Genomic DNA, 19613 nt, shown 5'->3' with positions numbered 1-19613 from the left:
CTAGACCGGCTTACTTGTACCGGTAGACGATTCGACCGCGCGTCAGGTCGTAGGGGGACAGCTCGACCACCACGCGGTCCTCAGGAAGGATCCGGATGTAGTGCTGTCGCATCTTGCCGCTGATGTGGGCGAGAACCTTGTGTCCGTTGCTCAGCTCCACACGGAACATGGCGTTGGGGAGGGCCTCCACTACGGTGCCCTCGATCTCGATCACGCCTTCTTTCTTCGGCATGCCCTCTGCAATCTGTTGGTCGGTCATCTACCGTTCAAAACCACGGATCGGGTGATCCGTGGGTGGCCCGGGAACCTCTCCGAGACTCGGAGTGGACCTCGTGAAGCCATCTGCATGTCTCACCCGCGAGCGCACAGGAGCGCGCTGACCGGGCAGCCGCGAGGCACGACGAGACAGACCCACGTTGGACCGACTACCAAGCCTAGACCCCTAGAACAGCAATGCCCTAATCGTCAAGCCCTGGTCGCCGCGTCGGCCTCGGCAACCTCCGCGACGTACGCGAGCGCGGCCTCGGGATCGCCCAGGAACGGCCCGAGGTCCTCCGGGTGCGGGAACAGCCGGGTGAACCGGTCGGCGACGGGCTGATACTGGGTGGCCGCACCGAGCACCTGCTGGACGTGGTCGGGCAGCGGGTTGAGCAGAGCGTCGGTCAGACCGGTCGAGTGCTGGGCCCGGTTCTCCCAGAACGTCTCGAAGGTCGCCTGCATCCATTCCGCGTCGAACGGCTGGTCGCCGCGCTCGAGGATCGCCTGGGTGTAGATGCCCGCGCAGTGGGCGGCATTGTTGGAGCCCTGCCCGGCGATCGGGTCGTTGACCACGACGACGTCGCCCATACCGAAGACATAGGTGCCGTCGGCGACCTCGGCGTACGGCTTGCGGACCATGCCGGTGAAGGCACCCGAGAGCGAGGCGCGGGCGTCGGTCGGCTCGCAGTCGCGCATCAGCTCGCCCTCCCACGGCATGTGCTCGAGCATCACGTGCTGCAGCCGGCGAAGGTGCTCGTCGGGCCGTGGTCGATCCCAGAAACAGTCGAACGGGCCCTCCGGGATCGCCTCGACGAACGCCACCCGGCTCGGTCCGAACTGGGTCAGGGCGCTGATCACGAACAGCTCGCCGACCCCGGGCGCGACGTTGATCCGCATGCTCCCGGCCGGGAAGTCGTCGGGCTCGACCATACCGTGGAGGTAGATGGCCGACAACGCACGGCCGGGGGCGTCGTACTTCGACCTCACCGGGTCGCGGTCGAACAGGTCGACGATCTCGCCCTTGCCCGCAGCGATGAGCGTCAGGTCGTACATCGGCGCCAGGCCGGCCAGGTCGGAGGTCATCACGGGGTGGTAGATGATCCGGCCGCCACGGTCCTCGAACAGCTCCAGCCAGGTCGACATCTTCAGCCGCTGGTCGACGGACATCGCGTACGGCTCCCACGGGCCGTCGAACTTCAGCGCCCGGACACCGGGCTCCGGACTGACCGAGATGCCGACCGCGGGGATGCGAGGCGCCTCGTCCTCCCACAGGTTCAGGTCGTAGGCGCGCTCGTAGGCGAGAGCGGGCTCGAACATGACCTGGGTCGACATCGGCCAGCCGTCGCGCAGCTCGTCGGGCGTACGCGCCGACATGACCGTCACCTCATAGCCCTCGATCTGGAGGCTGAGGGCGAGCTGCATGCCCGCCTGTCCGGCGCCGACGATCAAGATCTTGCGCAAGGAAACTCCTTCGGAGTTGGCACGCCTCCGGGCTCAGGCGCGTGTGGGGGTGGTTTTCATCGTGTGCGTCAGGCAGGTGACCAGGGTCTTGGCCGTCGACCTGCGGTCGCGGGCGTCCACGGTCACCAGCGGGGTCCGCTCGTCGAGGCAGAGCGCGTCGCGGACCTTCTCCAGGGAGTGCGTCAGCTTCCCGTCGAACAGGTTCACCGCGACGATGAACGGGACGTCGGAGTCGTTCTCGAAGTAGTTGACCGCCGGGAAGGACGCGTCGAGCTGGCGGGTGTCGACCAGCACGACGGCACCGCTGGCACCGCGGCACAGGTCGTCCCACATCGGCCAGAACCGGGGCTGCCCCGGGGTGCCGAACAGGTAGAGCAGCAGGTCGGGGGCGAGGTTGACCCGGCCGAAGTCCATCGCGACCGTGGTGGTCGTCTTCGCGCTCGTGTCCGAGAGCGGGTCCACCGACTCACCGGCCTGGGTCATCCACGCCTCGGTGTTGACCGGCGGGATCTCGGAGACCGAGGCGACCAGGGTTGACTTCCCGACGCCGAAACCACCTGCGACCACGATCTTGGCGGAGGTGACGGTCAGCGCCGGGCGGTCAGCCGAGCTCGGAAAGGCCATCGATAACTCTCTTCAACAGACGGTGGTCGAACGGGGAGTCGTAGGCCCCGTCATTGATCTGCAGGTGCTCCGTCGAGGCGAGGTCCTCGAGCAGCACACGAGTCACGCCGAGGGAGATCCCACAGTGTGCGGAGAGCTCTGCGACCGACTGCGGCCCGAGGCGTACCCGGTCGTAGAGCCGGCGCGACTCCGGGGTGAGCTTGGTCGCCGCACGCGCGTCGAAGTGCGCCGCGGAGACCAGCGTGTGCACGTAGAGCTGGTGCTTGGTCTTGGTGCGACCTCCGGTGAGCACGTACGGACGTACCCAGGGGTTAGCGCTCACGCCCTCTCCCCTGCCATCGAGCTGACCGTCATCTGACGCAGCTCGTCGCGCATCTGCGGGGTGAGTACGTGGCCGACGGCGTCGACCATCTGCGCCATCTTGTGGGCCACGACGCCCAGGTTGGCGCCGGCGCCGACGAGGACGGCGAAGCCGGCCAGGTCACCGATACCCATGAAGAGGAAGTGTCCGGTGTGGAACTTCAGCATCACCTGGTCGCAGCCCGGCTCGCCCACCTCGCGGGCGATGTTGTTGCCGAGGCTGATCACACCGGCGGTCATCGCGGCGAGGGGATCGGCGACGTTGGCGGACATGCCGCCGGCACCGATCAGCGGGAGGCCGTCGGAGGAGACGATCAGCGCATGGGTCACACCGGGGGTGGAGCTGGCGAAGTTGTCGATCAGCCAGCTGAATTCCTTGGGGTCGCGGGGGGCGACCGGGCTTTCCATTACGAAAGGGTTCCTTTCACTACTGGGGCTTAGCTACCAAGGGAGAACGCGTCGAGGTCGTCGGCGAAGGAGTGCCGGGCCGCCGACTGGTCCTCGGGCGACGTCTCAGCGGTCTGCTGTCCAACGGCTGCATCCGGCTCAGCTTGCTTGGTGCGCAGACTGACCGGCTCCCGGCGCGGGAGCGCACCCGACTCTACTGGGCCGCTCTGCTCGGCCGACGCGGAGGTCTCGTTCGCCTCATCCGTCCCAGCCGTCCCAGACGTCTCACCCGGGAGCGGGATCGGCGTCTTCATGGTGTCGGTGGACAGATCCTGGGACGGCTGCTCGCTGGGTGGCGGAGCGAACTGCGCCGCCGGCTGTCGTGCCGGTTGCTGCACGGGGAAGGATCCCGTCTCCGGCGAGGACTGATGCATCGGCCTCCGAACGGGCTCGAGGGCGGAAGGTCGCGCCTCCAGGCGAGCCGGCCGGGCTGCCGGCCGCGGCGCGGACTGGGGTCCCCGCCGGCGTGGGGCCGGGGGCAGGACCGCGATGCTGCTCGCGCTCGAGGTCGCCGGCGCCTCGGCGCGCTCCATCGGTGCGACCGGGACCTCGCACAGGAGCTGGGCAGGCACCTTCACCATCGCGATCATCCCGTTGCCCGGAGCAGGGCGGGTGGCGAGGCGTACGTCGATGTCGTACTTGCGGGCGATGCGGTGCACCACGGGGAAGCCGGTGTGGCTGCCGGACTTGCTGACCAGCTCGACGATCGGCCCCGCGAGCAGCGCGTTGAGGCGTCCCACCGACCGTTCCGGAATGCCGATCCCGGTGTCCTCGATGCGGAAGAGCACGTCTCCGGCGTCGGCCAGGTGGACGTTGATCGTCACCGCACCCGGAGAGTACTTGGTCGCGTTGTCCAGCAGCGCCGCGATCAGGCAGGAGACGTCGTCGGCGGCGTAGCCGATGACGGCCAGCTCGCTCACCCGGCCGATCGTCACCTGGTTGTAGCGCTCGATGCCCGACAGCGCCATCCGGATGATGTCCAGCAGCGAGGTGTCGATGCCGCCCATCTCGTCCTCGGCGCGGCCCGCGAGCGTACGCAGGTCGCGGCTGGCCCGCCGCATGCGGGTGACGGCGTGGTCGACCTCGTAGAGCTTCTTCAGCCGCTCGGGATCGTCCTCGTCGGCCTCGAGCCCGTCGAGCGAGATGCGCATCTGCTCAGCGAGGCTGATGAGCTGGATGCCGAACTGTTCCATGATCTCTGGCCACGCCTCGTCCTCGTCCTCCTGCGGTGGCGGAGGCGTGGAGGAGATCGGGGGGGTCACAGGTGTGGGTGGGACCGGCGGAAATGGCAGAGCGTGACCGCCGGTCGGCGGGAATGAGCGAGCAAGACCCGGATCTGACTGCTCAGCGAGCGTCGCAGCCTGGGGCCCCCGGCGCTTCAACCAGCGCAGGCTCCAGCGTGTCATGAGGCGGCACTTTCAAATGTGGAGAACGAAACAGAGCGGTGAACAGATTGGCACAACCGGCGCGCGAGCGTAGCGATACGCGCCCGGAACCAGACAGTGTCCTGAATCCCTCGTCCCGACCGGATCAGGCGCGCCGCGACCTCACGACAAGGTGAGCCGATCCTACGCGGCCGCACAACTCAGCTCGCCAGCAGGCGCAGGGTCTCCTCACGGGCCGGCGCGGTGCGCGGGTCCGTCCCCTCGTATGCGGATCCGACCGGGTTCACCATGACCTCGTCCACGCCGTACTCGTCAGCCATCCCTGCGAGCCGGGCCTTGGCGTACCCGGCGGAGCCGATGACCCAACGACCACGCATCGTGTCCACGAGTCCCTGGTGGGCCTCGGGGATCTCGGTCTTCTCGGCCTCCTCGATGCTGGGCTGCGCGGTCAGCGGTTGACCGGTGCGCAGCTTCAGCATGGTCAGCAGCTGCGGCAACGCCCGGCGGTCGGCCTCCTCGGCCGTCTCCGCCACGCTCGCGTTCACCGTCAGGAACGTCTTCGGCTCGCTGAGCAGCTCGGAGGGCCGGAAGGTCGAGCGGTAGAGCTCGATCATCGCCTTGGTGTCGGTGCCGTTGCCCGCGAAGTGGTGGGCGAAGACGTAGGGCAGGCCCTTCTCGGCGGCCAGGCGCGCGGAGTAGTCGGAGGAGCCGAGCAGCCAGAGCTCGGCGACCGATGCGGCCGACGGGGTCGCGTGCAGCACGTGCTGGCGGCCGCCGGCCATCAGCCCGACCCCCTCGGGCGCCATCATGGAGACGATGTTGTCGAGGTACTCCGGGAACCGGTTGACCGCGTCGTCGGTGACGCCCCCGGCACCGTGGCGCAGCGCCCACGACGTCACCGGATCGGTCCCCGGCGCACGGCCGATGCCGAGGTCGATGCGCCCGGGGAAGGCCGCCTCGAGCAGCGCGAACTGCTCGGCCACCACCAAGGGCGCGTGGTTGGGCAGCATCACTCCCCCGGAGCCGACCCGGATACGTTCGGTCGCACCGGCCACCAGCGAGATCAGCACCGGCGGGTTGGTCGACCCGACCGCCGGCATGTTGTGGTGCTCGGCGAGCCAGTAGCGCTCGAATCCCAGCTCGTCGGCCACCTTCGCCAGCGACAGCGTCGCGGCCAGGGCATCAGCGGAGGACTGGTCCTTGCGGACCGGGACGAGGTCGAGAACGCTCAGCTTCACGTGAGGTCTCAACCCCGTCCCGGGCGTCGGTTATTCCGGCGGCAGCAGGGCGCGCAGGCCGTCGGCGACGGCCGAGCGCCACCAGGCGTAGTCATGGCCACCGTTGTGCTCGGCGGAGACGACGTCGATCCCGGCCGTGCGGAGGCGGTCGACGAGGTCGTGGTGGAGCTCGTCGAGGACCCACTCCTGGGTGCCGTGCGCCAGGTGCACACGGGTCTTGGCCTCCGGCGTGACCGCGTCTGCCAGGTCATCGAGCCACAGCGACGCCGACTGGCTGGCGACACCGTGGATGAGATCGGGATAGGTCAGGCCGGCACGCAGGGCGGTGACGCCGCCGAGGCTCTGACCCACGACGTAGGCCTCCTCGGAGACCGCACGACGCTCGCGCACCCACGGCAGCAGCTGGTTGACGATGTAGTCGGCACCCTCGCCACCGGCGAGCTCCTCCCAGCGCTTGTCGCGGCCGCCGGAGGCAGGCAGGACGCAGCGTACGTGGCGGAGGTGGCCGTCGGCGATCAGGTTGTCGAGCGTGGTCGGCAGCGAGTGGTGGTCGGTCCAGATCTCACCGTCGAGCGCGACCACGAGCGGCAGGTCGACGTTGAGCCCGGCGCCGGCGGGGTCGTAGAGCCAGACGTCGCGGCCGTCCGGACCCGCCTCCAGCGTGACGGTGCCGGGCACGACGTCGTCACGGCGGAACAGCCAGGGCTGCAGCGGGGCATCGGGCAGCGAGACGACCGACTGCTTGATGCCCTGCCGGTTGTGGCACCAATCCGGGTTGAGCGGGTCGAGGTAGCCGCGGTGCAGGACCGCACGCAGCTCGACCTGCCCCTCGCTCTCCCAGGGGGCCGGCTCGCCGGGGTGCTTGCAGAGGAAGGAGTAGGAGGCCCGCCAGTCGCGCTTCATCAGGAACGAGGCGTGCCACAGGTCGGTGCCGGCCTTCCGCTCGAGCATCGTCTCGCCGAGGTGACGCTCGTCGGTGAGTCGGTTGGCGAAGAGGAGCACCTCCTCGGCCTCGTCGTCGCGCCAGCAGAAGGTGACGATCACCTCGTCGCTCGCGGCGCCCGCGCCGGTCTCCTCGATGAGCGGGAGCGAGGTGGCGATCTGGTCCCAGAACATCTCGATGTCCTCAGGACTGAGGCGGTCGATGATCGCGCTCCGCGTCCGTGCTGATGGATTGGGTCGCGCCGCCGTTGGGGGTCGCAACTGCGTACTCATCCGGTTCTTCCTCCCGAGTACGGGGCTCTCCCTGTCCCCGCGGGCTGACCAAGTTACTCACAGTCGAGGCGAGACGCGAGATCCTGAGGTCCCTTTCTCTGTCAACTGATAGGTGATGTCGCATATCCGCTAGTCAAACCTGTGGATAGGCGGGATTCGTTCAGTTTCCTATCAGTGTTCGGTCCACATGTCGGCACAGATCGCGACAGCGCCGAGAAATTCGGACCCCTCCCACTGGGTGATCCGGACATCGCCGATCCGGTCGGCCGGACCGCCCTCGGCGAGGACGTCGAGGCGCTGCGCCGCGGCCATGCTGCCGCGACCGGCCTTCACCAACGCCTCCTTGCGCACCCACAACCGGGTGAACGCGTACGCAGCGTCCTCCTGCCCCGCCACCCAGGCCCTCTCGCGCGACGAGAGCGCCCGGTCGGGTCCGCGCGAGACCTTCTCGACGTCGATGCCGCACCGCCTGCTCGCGGCGACCGCGGCCACCCGGCCGCGGGCATGGCTCAGGCTCACCTGCACCGCTGCCCCGCCGGCCACCGACGGCGCGCCGTGCTCGACGCTGCCGCACCGCGCACAGCGCTGGTCGATCACGACGTCTGCCCGCGTCGTGCCCAGCAGCTCCGCGGCGCACTCGCGGACGAGGACGTGGGCGGCGGCGTAGGCCTGCTTGTCGGCCTCGGCCACCAGCCGCTCGTGGCGAGCCTGCTCGGCGGCGGTGAGCAGCCCGAGGTCGGCGTCGACCTCGGCAACGGTCGCGAATCGAACGATCTCGCTCATCGGCGCGCCCGACGACCTGGGCGGCTCAGTGACCGCCCCACGGCACGCCGAGCTTGCCGAGCATCTCCTCGCCCCCGTCGAGCGCGGTGAGCACCCAGGCGCCGTCGGAGGTGAGCGCGAAGGTGTGCTCGAAGTGGGCCGCCCACGAGCCGTCGTCGGTCACGACGGTCCAGTCGTCCTCCAGGGTCGTCACCTCGGGACTGCCGAGGGTGAGCATCGGCTCGACGGCCAGCGCGATGCCGCGCTGCAGCTTCGGGCCCTTGCCTGGCTTGCCGTAGTTGAACACCGACGGCTCCATGTGCATCTCGGTGCCGATGCCGTGGCCGCTGAAGTCCTCGAGGATGCCGTAGTCGCCCTGGGACTCGACGTACGTCTCGATGGCGTGCGAGATGTCGGTGACCCGTCCGCCGAGGCGGGCCGCGGCGATACCGCGCCACATCGACTCCTCGGTGACGCGCATCAGCTCGGAGACCTCCTCGGGCACCGATCCCATGGCCACCGTGATCGCCGCGTCTCCGTGCCAGCCGTCGACGATGGCTCCGCAGTCGATCGAGATGATGTCGCCGTCCGCGAGCACCCGGGAACCCGGGATGCCGTGGACCACGACCTCGTCGACCGAGGCGCAGATCGAGCCCGGGAAACCGTGGTAGCCCTTGAACGACGGGACGCCACCCCGGGACCGGATCGAGTCCTCGGCGATGGCGTCGAGCTCGAGAAGGGTGACTCCGGGCCGCGCCGCGGCCCGGAGCACCTCCAGCGTCTCGCCGACCACCAGGCCGGCCCGACGCATCTTCTCGATCTGCTCAGGGGTCTTGATCTGGACCTTGTTCAAGAAGCCCACTGCTCCCCCGTTGCGTACAAAGTTGTCTTCTTCAGGATTCCGGGATGATGTCGAGCTCGTCGAAGATCCGCTTCGTGACGTCGTCGACGTCACCCATGCCGTCGATCTCGTGCACCAGGCCGCGGCCCTTGTAGACCTCGATCAGCGGCGCGGTCTCCTCGAGATAGACCTCCTGGCGACGACGGATGACCTCTTCGGTGTCGTCGGCGCGACCCTCGAGCTCGGCACGCTGCAGCAGCCGCTGCACGATCTCGTCCTTGTCGACGGTCAGCACGACCACCGCGTCGAGCGCGTGGCCGGTGAACTTGATCATCCCGTCGAGCTCCTCGACCTGCGCGAGCGTGCGCGGGTAACCGTCGAGCAGGAATCCGTTGGCAGCGTCGGGCTCGTCGATGCGGTTACGGACCATCAGGTTCGTCACCGAGTCCGGGACGTACTCCCCCTTGTCCATGTAGGACGCCGCCTCGACGCCCAGGGGCGTGCCCTGGGAGACGTTGGCGCGGAAGATGTCGCCGGTCGAGATCGCCGGGATCCCGAAGTGCTCGGCAATGAACTTCGCCTGGGTGCCTTTACCGGCTCCCGGCGGGCCCATGATGATCAGTCTCATCGGAGGAACCCTTCATAGTTGCGCTGCTGGAGCTGGCTCTCGATCTGCTTCACCGTGTCGAGGGCGACGCCGACCATGATGAGGATCGAGGTGCCACCGAACGGGAAGTTCTGGTTCGCGTTGATGAGCGCCAGGGCGATCAGCGGGATGAGCGCAACCAGACCGAGGTAGAGCGAGCCCGGCAGTGTGATACGGGACAAAACGTAGGACAGGTAGTCCTCGGTCGGCTTCCCAGCCCGAATTCCTGGAATGAAGCCACCGTATTTCTTCATGTTGTCGGCGACCTCCGGCGGGTTGAAGGTGATCGACACGTAGAAGTAGGTGAAGAAGATGATCAGCGCGAAGTACGTCGCCATGTAGACCGGGTGGTCGCCACGGACGAAGTAGGTGTTGATCCAGTCGACCCACGCCGGCGGGTTCTGCGCGTTCTGGTTGAACTGGGCCGCCATCGCCGGCAGGTAGAGCAGCGACGAGGCGAAGATGACCGGGATGACACCGGCCTGGTTCACCTTGAGCGGGATGTAGGTCGAGGAGCCGCCGAACATCTTGCGACCGACCATCCGGCGGGCGTACTGGACCGGGATCCGGCGCTGGGCCTGCTCGATGAAGATGACCGCCGCCATGATCGCCAGACCGATGACGATCACGATCGCGAAGGTCCACCAGCCCTTGTCGTTCTTGACCGCCCACATGGTGGCCGGGAAGGTCGCGACGACCTGGGTGAAGATCAGGATCGACATACCGTTGCCGATGCCACGCTCGGTGATGAGCTCACCGAGCCACATGATGACCGCGGTGCCTGCGGTCATGGTGACGACCATGACCAGGAAGGTGGCGGTGCCGTCGTCGTGCAGCAACGGCTGGGTGCAGCCCTGGAGCAGGTCGCCGGAGCGCGCCAGCGCGACGATGCCGGTCGCCTGCAGGACCGCGAGGCCGAGGGTCAGGTAGCGGGTGTACTGCGTGATCTTCGTCTGCCCGGCCTGGCCCTCCTTCTTGAGGCGCTCCAGACGCGGGATCACCACCACGAGCAGCTGCAGGATGATGCTCGCGGTGATGTACGGCATGATGCCGAGCGCGAAGACCGTCAGCTGCAGCAGAGCGCCGCCGGAGAAGAGATTGACCAGGTTGTAGAGGCCGGCGCTGTCACCGGTCTGGGCGGCGTCAAGACACTGCTGGACGTTCGCGACATGAACGCCAGGAGCAGGGATCTGAGACCCCGCTCGGAAGATCACGACGATCAGGAGAACGAAGAGCAGCTTCTTGCGCAGGTCCGGAGTACGGAACGCTGATGCGAACGCGCCAAGCACGAATGGTTCCTCTTTCGACAATCAGGGGTCGCAGGGCCTGCGCCGATGCGAAAACCCGTGGCAGCCTAACAGCCCCCACGGAAGTTCTTGCACGTAGGGCTGAAACAGCGGGAGCGCGGGCGGGACCCCGAAGGGGCGACCCGGCCGCGCTCCCACGTGACAGGCTCTACGTTAGTAGAACTGTCAGAGAACCGTGACAGTTCCGCCAGCAGCCTCGATCTTCTCCTTGGCAGAGCCGGAGAAGGCGTTGGCGCTGATCTCGACCTTGACGGTCAGGTCACCCTGGCCCAGGACCTTGACCGGGTGGCCCTTGCGGACGGCACCCTTCTCGATCAGGGTCTCGGGGGTGACGACGCCACCCTCGGGGAACAGCTCGTTGAGCTTGTCGAGGTTGACGACCTGGAACTCCACCTTGAAGGGGTTCTTGAAGCCCTTCAGCTTGGGGAGCCGCATGTGCATCGGGGTCTGGCCACCCTCGAAGTAGGCGGGGACCTGGTAACGGGCCTTCGTGCCCTTGGTACCACGGCCGGCCGTCTTACCCTTGGACGCCTCACCACGACCCACGCGGGTCTTGGCCTTCTTGGCACCGGGAGCCGGCGCCAGGTTGTGCACCTTGAGTGCCATATCAGTCGACCTCCTCGACCGTCACCAGGTGACGGACGGTCTGGACCATGCCGCGGATCTCCGGGCGGTCCTCCTTGACGACCACGTCGCCGATCCGCTTGAGACCGAGCGTACGCAGGGTGTCCCGCTGGTTCTGCTTGAGACCAACGAGGCCCTTCTTCTGCTGGACCTTCAGCTGCGCCATCAGGCCGACACCTCCACCTTGGGCGACTCCGCGACCTCGGCCTGCGCCTTCAGCAGCGCCTCCGGGGCAACGTCCTCGACCGGGAGACCACGGCGGGCGGCGACGGCCTCAGGCTGCTCGAGCATCTTGAGGGCCTCCACCGTCGCGTGGACGATGTTGATCTGGTTGGACGAACCGAGCGACTTGCTCAGCACGTCGTGGATGCCGGCGCACTCCAGGACGGCGCGCACCGGGCCACCGGCGATGACACCGGTACCAGGGGCGGCCGGACGGAGAAGGACCACACCAGCGGCCTTCTCACCCTGCACCGGGTGCGGGATCGTGCCCTGGATGCGGGGAACGCGGAAGAAGTGCTTCTTCGCTTCCTCGACACCCTTGGCGATCGCCGCGGGAACTTCCTTCGCCTTACCGTAGCCGACGCCGACCAGACCCTCACCGTCACCGACGATCACGAGGGCGGTGAAGCTGAAGCGACGACCACCCTTCACGACCTTGGCAACTCGGTTGATCGCGACGACCTTCTCGATGTAGGCGGTCTTGTCGGCGCTCTGGTTGCGACGGTCGTCGCGACCTCGGCGCTCGCCACCACGCTGTCCGCGCTGGGCTCCGCTCATCAGACTTTCCTCTTCTCTCGTTCGATCGTTGCGATCAGAAGGTCAGACCGGCCTCGCGCGCGCCATCGGCGAGCGCGGCGACACGGCCGTGGTACTTGTTGCCGGCTCGGTCGAAGACCACGGTCTCCACCCCAGCGGCCTTGGCACGCGACGCGACCAGCTCGCCGACCTGCTTGGCCTTGGCGGTCTTGTCGCCCGAGGCCGACCGCAGGTCGCCCTCGATGGTCGAGGCCGAGGCAAGCGTCTTGCCGGCCAGGTCGTCGACGACCTGGGCGGTGATGTGCTTGGCCGACCGGGTCACGACGAGGCGCGGACGCTCCGGCGTACCCTCGATCTTCTTGCGACCGCGAGCCTGACGACGCAGACGCGAGCGGACACGAGAAGCGGTGTGCTTGTTGTTCGACAGCGAGATGGCCATCACTTACCAGCCTTTCCGACCTTGCGGCGGATGTTCTCGCCGGCGTAACGAACGCCCTTGCCCTTGTACGGCTCCGGCTTGCGCAGCTTGCGGATGTTGGCCGCAACCTCACCGACGAGCTGCTTGTCGATGCCCACGACGCCGAGCTTGGTCGGACCGTCGGTGGTGAAGGTGATGCCCTCCGGGGCGTCGAAGATGATCGAGTGCGAGTAGCCCAGCTGGAACTCCAGCTTGGTCGGGCCCTTCGACAGGACGCGGTAACCCACGCCGACGATCTCGAGCTTCTTCTCGTAGCCCTCGGTGACACCCAGGACCATGTTGTTGATCAGCGTGCGGGACAGGCCGTGCAGGGCCTTGCTGTCCCGGCTGTCGTCGGGGCGCTTGACGTCGAGGACGCCGTCACCCTTCTCGACGGTGATCGGGTCGACCACGGTGTGCGACAGGGAGCCCTTGGGGCCCTTGACGCTCACAACCTGGCCGTCGATGGTGACGTCCACGCCGGCCGGAACCGGGACGGGGAGCTTGCCAATACGCGACATTTCTTCTCTCTCCCTTCCCTGATTACCAGACGTAGGCGAGGACTTCCCCACCTACGCCCTTCTTGTTCGCCTGGCGGTCGGTCAGCAGACCCTGGCTCGTCGAGATGATCGCGACACCGAGGCCGCCGAGCACCTTGGGGAGACCGGTGTGCTTCGCGTAGACACGCAGACCGGGCTTGCTGATGCGGCGGACGCCGGCGATCGAGCGCTCACGGTTGCGGCCGTACTTGAGGGTGATCGACAGGGTCTTGCCGACCTGGCCCTCGGTGGGCTCCAGCACCTCGTACTTGGTGATGTAGCCCTCCTGCTGGAGGATCTCAGCGACGCCCTGCTTCAGCTTGCTGTACGGCATCGAAACCGCATCGTGGTACGCCTGGTTGGCGTTACGCAGACGAGTGAGCATGTCTGCGATCGGGTCAGTCATCGTCATTGGCCGAACGGCCCTTTCTCGTAGTGGTTTCCTCACGACACAAAGTCATGAGGACCTTCAACGTCAGTGGTTGGAACGGTGATCGCTCACCAGGAGGACTTGGTGACGCCGGGCAGCTCGCCGCGGTGGGCCATCTCACGCAGGCAGATACGGCACAGGCCGAACTTGCGGAACACGGCCTTCGGGCGGCCGCAGCGCTGGCAGCGGGTGTAACCGCGAACCGCGAACTTCGGCTTGCGGGCGGCCTTCACCTTGAGAGCGGTCTTCGCCATCTCAGTTCTCCTTGAACGGGAAGCCGAGCGCCTTGAGCAGCGCGCGACCCTGGTCGTCGTTGGTGGCAGTCGTCACGAGGGTGATGTCCATGCCCCGCGAGCGGTCGATCTTGTCCTGGTTGATCTCGTGGAACATGACCTGCTCGGTGAGACCGAAGGTGTAGTTGCCGTTGCCGTCGAACTGCTTGCCGTTGAGGCCGCGGAAGTCCCTGATGCGGGGCAGCGCGAGCGAGAGCAGGCGGTCGAGGAACTCCCACATGCGGTCGCCGCGCAGCGTGACGTGCGCACCGATCGGCATGCCCTCACGCAGCTTGAACTGCGCGATCGACTTCTTCGCCTTGTTGATCAGCGGCTTCTGGCCGGTGATCGCGGTCAGGTCGTTGACAGCGCCCTCGATCAGCTTGGAGTCGCGAGCAGCCTCGCCGACACCCATGTTGACGACGATCTTGGTCAGACCGGGGATCTGCATGACGTTGGAGATGCCGAACTCCTGCTGGAGTGCGGGGGCGATCTCCTCGCGGTACTTCGTCTTGAGGCGCGGGGCCACAGCGGTGTCGGTCATGATCAGATGTCCTTACCGGTCTTGCGCGAGATGCGAACGCTGCGCTCAGCGGCGTACGTCGACCCGTCGGGGCGACGCTTCTGGACCGTCTCACGGCGGAAGCCGACGCGAACCGGCTCGCCACCCTCGAGCAGCTGGACGTTGGAAACGTGGATGGGGGCCTCGGTGGTCACGATGCCGCCGGTGGTGCCGGCGCGACCGCCCTGGTCCTGGACCTTGGTGTGCTTCTTGATGAGGTTGATGCCCTCGACGATCACACGGTCCTCGTTGGTGAGGACGGCGATCACCTTGCCGGAGCCGCCCTTGTCCTTGCCAGCGATCACCTTGACGGTGTCGCCCTTCTTGATGTGCGAGCGACCCATCACAGCACCTCCGGCGCGAGCGAGATGATCTTCATGAACTTCTTGTCGCGCAGCTCACGGCCGACCGGGCCGAAGATGCGGGTGCCTCGCGGCTCGCCGTCGTTCTTGAGAATGACGGCGGCGTTCTCGTCGAAGCGGATGTACGAGCCGTCAGCGCGGCGGCGCTCCTTGACGGTGCGCACGATGACGGCCTTGACGACGTCACCCTTCTTCACGTTGCCACCGGGGATAGCGTCCTTGACGGTGGCGACGATGGTGTCGCCGATGCCGGCGTAGCGACGACCGGAACCACCGAGCACACGAATGCAAAGGATCTCCTTCGCACCAGTGTTGTCGGCGACCTTGAGTCGCGACTCCTGCTGGATCATTACTTCTCCTTGTCGAGCTGGTTCTCTCCCCGCTCCAGGGCGGGTGAGCCTTGCCGAACGTAATGGGATTTGATGGGCACAGGCCCAGCGAACAATGGTCGCTGGACCTGCACCCTTTGGTCAATTTGGCGACGTTTGAATAAACCCAGCGTCGCCAGCCGGATCCGTCTCTTACGAGACGAGGATCACTTGGCGCGCTCGACGACCTCGACGAGGCGCCACCGCTTGGTCGCGGACAGCGGCCGGGTCTCCATGACCAGGACGCGGTCGCCGATGCCGGCGGTGTTCTGCTCGTCGTGAGCCTTGAGCTTGCTGCTACGGCGCATGACCTTGCCGTAGAGCGGGTGCTTCACGCGGTCCTCGACCTCGACGACGATGGTCTTGTCCATCTTGTCGCTGACGACGAGGCCCTCGCGCACCTTGCGCGTGTTGCGCTCGGTGCCCTCAGTGGGCGCAGTGGTGGACTCAGCCATCTCAGGCCTCCTCGGTGGTCTCGGTGCCCGGGGCCACGCGAATGCCGAGCTCGCGCTCGCGCACCACGGTGTAGATCCGGGCGATGTCCTTCTTGACGGTGCGGAGCCGACCGTGGCTCTCCAGCTGGCCGGTGGCCGCCTGGAACCGGAGGTTGAACAGCTCCTCCTTCGCCTCGCGCAGCTTCGCCTCGAGGTCGACGTCGGTGAGCTCGTCCAGCTCGAACGCCTGCAGGGAGTTAGCCATCAGAACTCACCAGCCTCTCGCGTGATGAAACGGCACTTCATGGGCAGCTTGTGGATCGCGCGGCGCATGGCCTCGCGAGCCGTGTTCTCGTCGACACCGGAGAGCTCGAACATCACTCGGCCGGGCTTGACGTTGGCGACCCACCACTCGGGGGAACCCTTACCGGAACCCATGCGGGTCTCGGCAGGCTTCTTGGTCAGCGGGACGTCGGGGTAGATGTTGATCCACACCTTGCCGCCTCGCTTGATGTGGCGAGTCATCGCGATACGCGCCGCCTCGATCTGGCGGTTGGTCACGTAGTGACCCTCGATCGCCTGGATGCCGTAGTCACCGAAGGCCAGCTTCGTGCCACCCTTGGCCACGCCGGTGCGCTTGGGGTGGTGCTGCTTGCGGTGCTTGACTCGACGGGGCATCAGCATGGGTCAGCCCTCCTGGGTCGTGGTCTCGGCGGCGGGAGCCTCAGCGGCAGCCGGCGCCTCAGTCTTCGCCGCGCGGTCGGCGCGGTTCGGGCGGTCCCCACGGGAGCCACGCGACGGACGGTCGCCGCGGCCACCGCGACGGTCGTTGCCACCGCGACCCGGGACGCCCGCACGGGCGGCCTGGGCGGCCTGACGCTCGGCACGCGAGCCGGAGACCTCACCCTTGTAGATCCAGACCTTCACGCCGATGCGGCCGAAGGTCGTGCGGGCCTCGTAGAAGCCGTAGTCGATGTCGGCACGCAGCGTGTGCAGCGGGACGCGGCCCTCGCGGTAGAACTCCGTACGCGACATCTCGGCGCCGTTCAGACGACCCGAGCACTGGATCCGGATGCCCTTGGCACCGGAGCGCATGGTGGTCTGCATGGCCTTGCGCATCGCGCGGCGGAACTGCACGCGACCGCTGAGCTGCTCGGCGACACCCTGGGCGACCAGCTGAGCGTCGACCTCGGGGTTCTTGACCTCGAGGATGTTCAGCTGAACCTGCTTGCCGGTGAGCTTCTCCAGCTCGGTGCGGAGGCGGTCGGCCTCGGCGCCACGGCGGCCGATGACGATGCCCGGACGCGCGGTGTGGATGTCCACACGGACGCGGTCACGGGTGCGCTCGATCTCGACCTTGGCGATGCCGGCCCGCTCCATGCCCTTGCTGAGCAGCTTGCGGATCTTGACGTCCTCGCCGACGTACTCCTTGTACTGCTTGTCGGCGTACCAACGCGACTTGTGGTCGGTCGAGATGCCCAGGCGGAAGCCGTTCGGGTTGATCTTCTGACCCATTACTTCTTACCGCCCTTCTCGACGACGTCGGCCGGCTGCACGGCCAGGGTGATGTGCGAGGTCCGCTTGTTGATGCGGGTCGCACGGCCCTGGGCGCGAGGACGCCAGCGCTTCATGGTCGGACCTTCGTCGACCATGGCGACCGAGACGACGAGGTCGTCGCGGTCCAGACCCTCGGTCGACACCGCGTTGGCGATGGCGCTCTCGAGAACCTTGTAGACAGTCTCGGAGGCTGCCTGCGGCGCGAACTGCAGCAGGGACAGGGCCTCGTCGACGGGCAGGCCGCGGACCAGGTCGACGACCCGGCGCGCCTTCAGCGGGGTGATCCGCACGAAGCGGGCACTCGCGAAGGCGCCCGGCTGGTCGCCGAGCAGGGAGTCGCGGCGGGCGCTTACGCGCACACGCTCGGTGGTGCTCATCGACGGCGTCCCTTCCGGTCGTCCTTGATGTGACCCTTGAAAGTGCGGGTCGGGGCGAACTCGCCCAGCTTGTGACCGACCATGGAGTCGGACACGAAGACCGGGACGTGCTTGCGACCGTCGTGCACGGCGATGGTGTGACCGATCATCTCGGGCACGATCATCGACCGGCGCGACCAGGTCTTGATGACGTTGTGGGTGCCCTTCTCGTTCTCGGCGTCGACCTTCTTCTGAAGGTGATCGTCGATGAAGGGGCCCTTCTTCAGGCTGCGAGGCATTGCTTACTTCCTACCCTTCCCGCTCTTACGGCGGCGGATGATCTGCGAGTCAGAGGCCTTGCGCTTGCGCGTGCGGCCCTCGGGCTTACCCCAGGGGCTGACCGGGTGACGGCCACCAGAGGTCTTACCCTCACCACCACCGTGCGGGTGGTCGACCGGGTTCATGACGACACCACGGACGGTCGGGCGAACGCCCTTCCACCGCATGCGGCCGGCCTTACCCCAGTTGATGTTGGACTGCTCGGCGTTGCCGACCTCGCCGACGGTGGCGCGGCAGCGCACGTCGACGAAGCGCATCTCACCCGAAGGCATACGCAGCGTGGCCTTGGAGCCCTCGCGAGCGACCAGCTGGGCGCTCATGCCGGCGGAGCGGGCGATCTTCGCGCCGCCACCCGGACGCAGCTCAACATTGTGGATGGTGGTACCAACCGGGATGTTGCGCAGCGGCAGGTTGTTGCCGGGCTTGATGTCAGCGGTCGGACCGGACTCCACGACGGTGCCCTGGCTCACGCCGACGGGCGCGAGGATGTAGCGCTTCTCGCCGTCGAAGTAGTGCAGCAGGGCGATACGGGCGGTGCGGTTCGGGTCGTACTCGATGTGAGCGACCTTGGCCGGCACGCCGTCCTTGTCGTAGCGACGGAAGTCGATGATCCGGTACGCGCGCTTGTGACCGCCACCCTGGTGACGCGTGGTCACGCGACCCTGGTTGTTGCGGCCGCCCTTCTTGGGAAGGGGCTTGGTCAGCGACTTCTCCGGCGTGGTCCGAGTGATCTCGGCGAAGTCGGCCACCGACGAGCCACGACGGCCCGGGGTGGTCGGCTTGTACTTACGAATAGCCATGTTCAGTCAGTCCTTCTCACGCGCCGAAGATGTCGATGCGGTCGCCCTCAGCCAGGGAGACGATCGCGCGCTTGGTGTCGGGGCGCTTGCCCAGGCCGTAACGAGTACGACGGGCCTTGCCCTTGCGGTTGATCGTGTTGACCGAGGTCACCTTGACGTCGAACACCTTCTCGACCGCGATCTTGATCTCGGTCTTGTTCGCGTCGGGGCGAACGATGAAGGTGTACTTGTTCTGGTCGAGGAGGCCGTAGCTCTTCTCGGAGACCACCGGCGCGATCAAAATGTCGCGGGGGTCGTAGTGCAGCGTGCTCACTTGTCAGCCTCCTCAGCCTTCTTCTTGCCGGCCTCGACGAAGCCTGCGGCGATGGCGTCCTCGGCGGACTTGAAGTAGAACTCCGCCTTGGTGGACTCGTACCAACGGCCGCCCGGGGCGTGGAACTTCTTGTCCTTGCCCTTGACGTTGCCCTTGATGTCGAAGCCCTCGGGAGCGGAGCCGTCCTCGAGCGGCGCGACAGCACCCTCGGGAAGGTCGGTCTCCTTGGCGGGCTCCGCGGCGGGCTTCTTGGCCGCGTCCTTCTCGACCTCACCGATGGTGACGGTCTCCTTGGCGGCGACGACCGGCTTGCCCGAGACGAAGATCTCGAAGGCCGGCTTGGAGAAGACCACGTCGTCGGAGACGAGGACGTCGTAGGTGTTGAGCTGGTCGGCCCAGAGCAGGTGCACCTCGGGCGCGTTGCGCAGGCTCAGCGCGGCGACGGACTCGGAACGGTCCAGCACCACGAGGAAGCGCTTCGCGTCGGAGATCGCCTTGAGGGCGGTCAGCGCGGTCTTGGTCGAGGGCGCCTCGAAGGCGAACTCGGCCACGTGGATCTGGCCGGCGCGAGCCCGGTCGGAGAGGGCACCGCGGAGGGCGGCGGCCTTCATCTTCTTGGGGGTGCGCTGGCTGTAGTCACGCGGCTGCGGGCCGTGGACGGTGCCACCACCGGCGAACTGCGGCGCGCGGGTCGAACCCTGGCGGGCGCGACCGGTGCCCTTCTGCTTGTAGGGCTTGCGGCCACCACCGCGGACCTCGCCGCGGGTCTTGGTGGCGTGCGTGCCCTGGCGCGCAGCGGCCTGCTGCGCGACGACGACCTGGTGGATCAGCGGGATGTTGAGCTCAACATCGAAGATCTCAGCCGGGAAGTCGACCTTGACGGTCTTGATAGCCATG

The 19613-nt window shown here is 67.1% G+C and carries 31 protein-coding genes; all 31 read right to left on the bottom strand.

Annotated elements, in window-relative coordinates; all coding sequences use genetic code 11:
• Nucleotides 1-10: 10 nt before the first annotated feature.
• The 31 genes from infA to rplD all read right to left on the bottom strand — a co-directional run bounded on the left by infA (nt 11) and on the right by rplD (nt 19612).
• On the bottom strand, nt 11-232 hold the full coding sequence (infA, locus tag ACFVDI_RS01555; RefSeq protein WP_011757309.1) for a translation initiation factor IF-1: 222 nt from the start codon (nt 230-232) through the stop codon (nt 11-13).
• A 233-nt stretch (nt 233-465) separates the two neighbouring features.
• Nucleotides 466-1719 carry a styrene monooxygenase/indole monooxygenase family protein gene (locus ACFVDI_RS01550; protein ID WP_378899537.1) on the bottom strand — a complete coding sequence of 418 codons (1254 nt, stop codon included), beginning with the start codon at nt 1717-1719 and terminating at the stop codon, nt 466-468.
• Between the two features lie 33 nt (nt 1720-1752).
• Nucleotides 1753-2286 carry an ATP/GTP-binding protein gene (locus ACFVDI_RS01545; protein WP_378899898.1) on the bottom strand — a complete coding sequence of 178 codons (534 nt, stop codon included), beginning with the start codon at nt 2284-2286 and terminating at the stop codon, nt 1753-1755.
• A gap of 34 nt (nt 2287-2320) precedes the next feature.
• On the bottom strand, nt 2321-2665 hold the full coding sequence (locus ACFVDI_RS01540) for a DUF742 domain-containing protein (protein WP_378899534.1): 345 nt from the start codon (nt 2663-2665) through the stop codon (nt 2321-2323).
• A complete protein-coding gene (locus ACFVDI_RS01535) occupies nt 2662-3111 on the bottom strand; it encodes a roadblock/LC7 domain-containing protein (protein WP_008361038.1) in 450 nt (149 codons plus the stop codon). Before ACFVDI_RS01535 ends, ACFVDI_RS01540 begins: the two co-directional genes overlap by 4 nt.
• A gap of 29 nt (nt 3112-3140) precedes the next feature.
• On the bottom strand, nt 3141-4412 hold the full coding sequence (locus ACFVDI_RS01530) for an ATP-binding protein (RefSeq protein WP_378899531.1): 1272 nt from the start codon (nt 4410-4412) through the stop codon (nt 3141-3143).
• A gap of 323 nt (nt 4413-4735) precedes the next feature.
• A complete protein-coding gene (locus tag ACFVDI_RS01525) occupies nt 4736-5773 on the bottom strand; it encodes an LLM class flavin-dependent oxidoreductase (RefSeq protein WP_378899528.1) in 1038 nt (345 codons plus the stop codon).
• Nucleotides 5774-5803: 30 nt separating this feature from the next.
• Entirely contained in the window at nt 5804-6889 is a 1086-nt protein-coding gene (locus ACFVDI_RS01520; RefSeq protein ID WP_378899525.1) for an enterochelin esterase domain-containing protein, read from the bottom strand.
• 270 nt (nt 6890-7159) lie between these two features.
• Nucleotides 7160-7771, bottom strand: coding sequence for a 4'-phosphopantetheinyl transferase family protein (locus ACFVDI_RS01515; RefSeq protein ID WP_378899522.1), 612 nt, complete (start codon nt 7769-7771; stop codon nt 7160-7162).
• Nucleotides 7772-7796: 25 nt separating this feature from the next.
• The gene (gene map, locus ACFVDI_RS01510; protein WP_378899519.1) at nt 7797-8612 is read right to left on the bottom strand and encodes a type I methionyl aminopeptidase; all 816 of its coding nucleotides are present in this window, start codon (nt 8610-8612) and stop codon (nt 7797-7799) included.
• Nucleotides 8613-8643: 31 nt separating this feature from the next.
• Entirely contained in the window at nt 8644-9219 is a 576-nt protein-coding gene (locus ACFVDI_RS01505) for an adenylate kinase (protein ID WP_378899516.1), read from the bottom strand.
• A complete protein-coding gene (gene secY, locus ACFVDI_RS01500; protein ID WP_378899513.1) occupies nt 9216-10526 on the bottom strand; it encodes a preprotein translocase subunit SecY in 1311 nt (436 codons plus the stop codon). Before secY ends, ACFVDI_RS01505 begins: the two co-directional genes overlap by 4 nt.
• A gap of 183 nt (nt 10527-10709) precedes the next feature.
• Entirely contained in the window at nt 10710-11150 is a 441-nt protein-coding gene (gene rplO, locus ACFVDI_RS01495; protein ID WP_008361030.1) for a 50S ribosomal protein L15, read from the bottom strand.
• A 1-nt stretch (nt 11151) separates the two neighbouring features.
• Nucleotides 11152-11334, bottom strand: a complete 183-nt coding sequence (gene rpmD, locus ACFVDI_RS01490) for a 50S ribosomal protein L30 (protein ID WP_008361029.1) — start codon at nt 11332-11334, stop codon at nt 11152-11154.
• Complete coding sequence (gene rpsE / locus ACFVDI_RS01485; RefSeq protein WP_008361027.1) at nt 11334-11948, bottom strand: 30S ribosomal protein S5; 615 nt, start codon at nt 11946-11948, stop codon at nt 11334-11336. The genes rpmD and rpsE overlap by 1 nt, the downstream gene beginning before the upstream one ends.
• A gap of 34 nt (nt 11949-11982) precedes the next feature.
• Nucleotides 11983-12366 carry a 50S ribosomal protein L18 gene (rplR, locus tag ACFVDI_RS01480; RefSeq protein WP_008361025.1) on the bottom strand — a complete coding sequence of 128 codons (384 nt, stop codon included), beginning with the start codon at nt 12364-12366 and terminating at the stop codon, nt 11983-11985.
• Nucleotides 12366-12905, bottom strand: a complete 540-nt coding sequence (rplF, locus tag ACFVDI_RS01475) for a 50S ribosomal protein L6 (RefSeq protein ID WP_045550111.1) — start codon at nt 12903-12905, stop codon at nt 12366-12368. Before rplF ends, rplR begins: the two co-directional genes overlap by 1 nt.
• A 22-nt stretch (nt 12906-12927) precedes the next feature.
• Nucleotides 12928-13335, bottom strand: a complete 408-nt coding sequence (rpsH, locus tag ACFVDI_RS01470) for a 30S ribosomal protein S8 (protein WP_040755997.1) — start codon at nt 13333-13335, stop codon at nt 12928-12930.
• 86 nt (nt 13336-13421) lie between these two features.
• A complete protein-coding gene (locus tag ACFVDI_RS01465; protein ID WP_017932844.1) occupies nt 13422-13607 on the bottom strand; it encodes a type Z 30S ribosomal protein S14 in 186 nt (61 codons plus the stop codon).
• A gap of 1 nt (nt 13608) precedes the next feature.
• A complete protein-coding gene (gene rplE, locus ACFVDI_RS01460) occupies nt 13609-14169 on the bottom strand; it encodes a 50S ribosomal protein L5 (RefSeq protein WP_008361018.1) in 561 nt (186 codons plus the stop codon).
• Nucleotides 14170-14171: 2 nt separating this feature from the next.
• Nucleotides 14172-14531, bottom strand: a complete 360-nt coding sequence (rplX, locus tag ACFVDI_RS01455) for a 50S ribosomal protein L24 (protein ID WP_008361017.1) — start codon at nt 14529-14531, stop codon at nt 14172-14174.
• A complete protein-coding gene (gene rplN / locus ACFVDI_RS01450) occupies nt 14531-14899 on the bottom strand; it encodes a 50S ribosomal protein L14 (RefSeq protein WP_008361015.1) in 369 nt (122 codons plus the stop codon). The genes rplX and rplN overlap by 1 nt, the downstream gene beginning before the upstream one ends.
• Nucleotides 14900-15084: 185 nt before the next feature.
• Nucleotides 15085-15372, bottom strand: a complete 288-nt coding sequence (gene rpsQ, locus ACFVDI_RS01445; RefSeq protein WP_378899509.1) for a 30S ribosomal protein S17 — start codon at nt 15370-15372, stop codon at nt 15085-15087.
• A gap of 1 nt (nt 15373) precedes the next feature.
• Complete coding sequence (gene rpmC, locus ACFVDI_RS01440) at nt 15374-15616, bottom strand: 50S ribosomal protein L29 (protein WP_008361011.1); 243 nt, start codon at nt 15614-15616, stop codon at nt 15374-15376.
• Nucleotides 15616-16035, bottom strand: coding sequence for a 50S ribosomal protein L16 (gene rplP / locus ACFVDI_RS01435; protein WP_008361009.1), 420 nt, complete (start codon nt 16033-16035; stop codon nt 15616-15618). The genes rpmC and rplP overlap by 1 nt, the downstream gene beginning before the upstream one ends.
• A 3-nt stretch (nt 16036-16038) precedes the next feature.
• Nucleotides 16039-16866, bottom strand: a complete 828-nt coding sequence (rpsC, locus tag ACFVDI_RS01430; protein ID WP_045550115.1) for a 30S ribosomal protein S3 — start codon at nt 16864-16866, stop codon at nt 16039-16041.
• Entirely contained in the window at nt 16866-17285 is a 420-nt protein-coding gene (gene rplV, locus ACFVDI_RS01425; protein ID WP_328528925.1) for a 50S ribosomal protein L22, read from the bottom strand. Before rplV ends, rpsC begins: the two co-directional genes overlap by 1 nt.
• Nucleotides 17282-17563, bottom strand: coding sequence for a 30S ribosomal protein S19 (gene rpsS, locus ACFVDI_RS01420; protein WP_008361004.1), 282 nt, complete (start codon nt 17561-17563; stop codon nt 17282-17284). Before rpsS ends, rplV begins: the two co-directional genes overlap by 4 nt.
• Nucleotides 17564-17566: 3 nt before the next feature.
• Nucleotides 17567-18403, bottom strand: a complete 837-nt coding sequence (gene rplB, locus ACFVDI_RS01415; protein WP_008361002.1) for a 50S ribosomal protein L2 — start codon at nt 18401-18403, stop codon at nt 17567-17569.
• A 16-nt stretch (nt 18404-18419) separates the two neighbouring features.
• Nucleotides 18420-18716: a 50S ribosomal protein L23 gene (rplW, locus tag ACFVDI_RS01410; protein ID WP_008360999.1), complete on the bottom strand. Its 297-nt coding sequence runs from the start codon at nt 18714-18716 to the stop codon at nt 18420-18422.
• A complete protein-coding gene (gene rplD / locus ACFVDI_RS01405) occupies nt 18713-19612 on the bottom strand; it encodes a 50S ribosomal protein L4 (protein ID WP_378899505.1) in 900 nt (299 codons plus the stop codon). Before rplD ends, rplW begins: the two co-directional genes overlap by 4 nt.
• Nucleotide 19613: the final 1 nt, after the last annotated feature.

It is taken from the genome of Nocardioides sp. NPDC057767 (assembly GCF_042798275.1).
In the GTDB taxonomy this organism is placed as follows: Bacteria; Actinomycetota; Actinomycetes; order Propionibacteriales; family Nocardioidaceae; genus Nocardioides.
The sequence above is the reverse complement of the archived record's forward strand: the minus strand, read 5'-3'. Positions and strand labels throughout refer to the sequence as shown.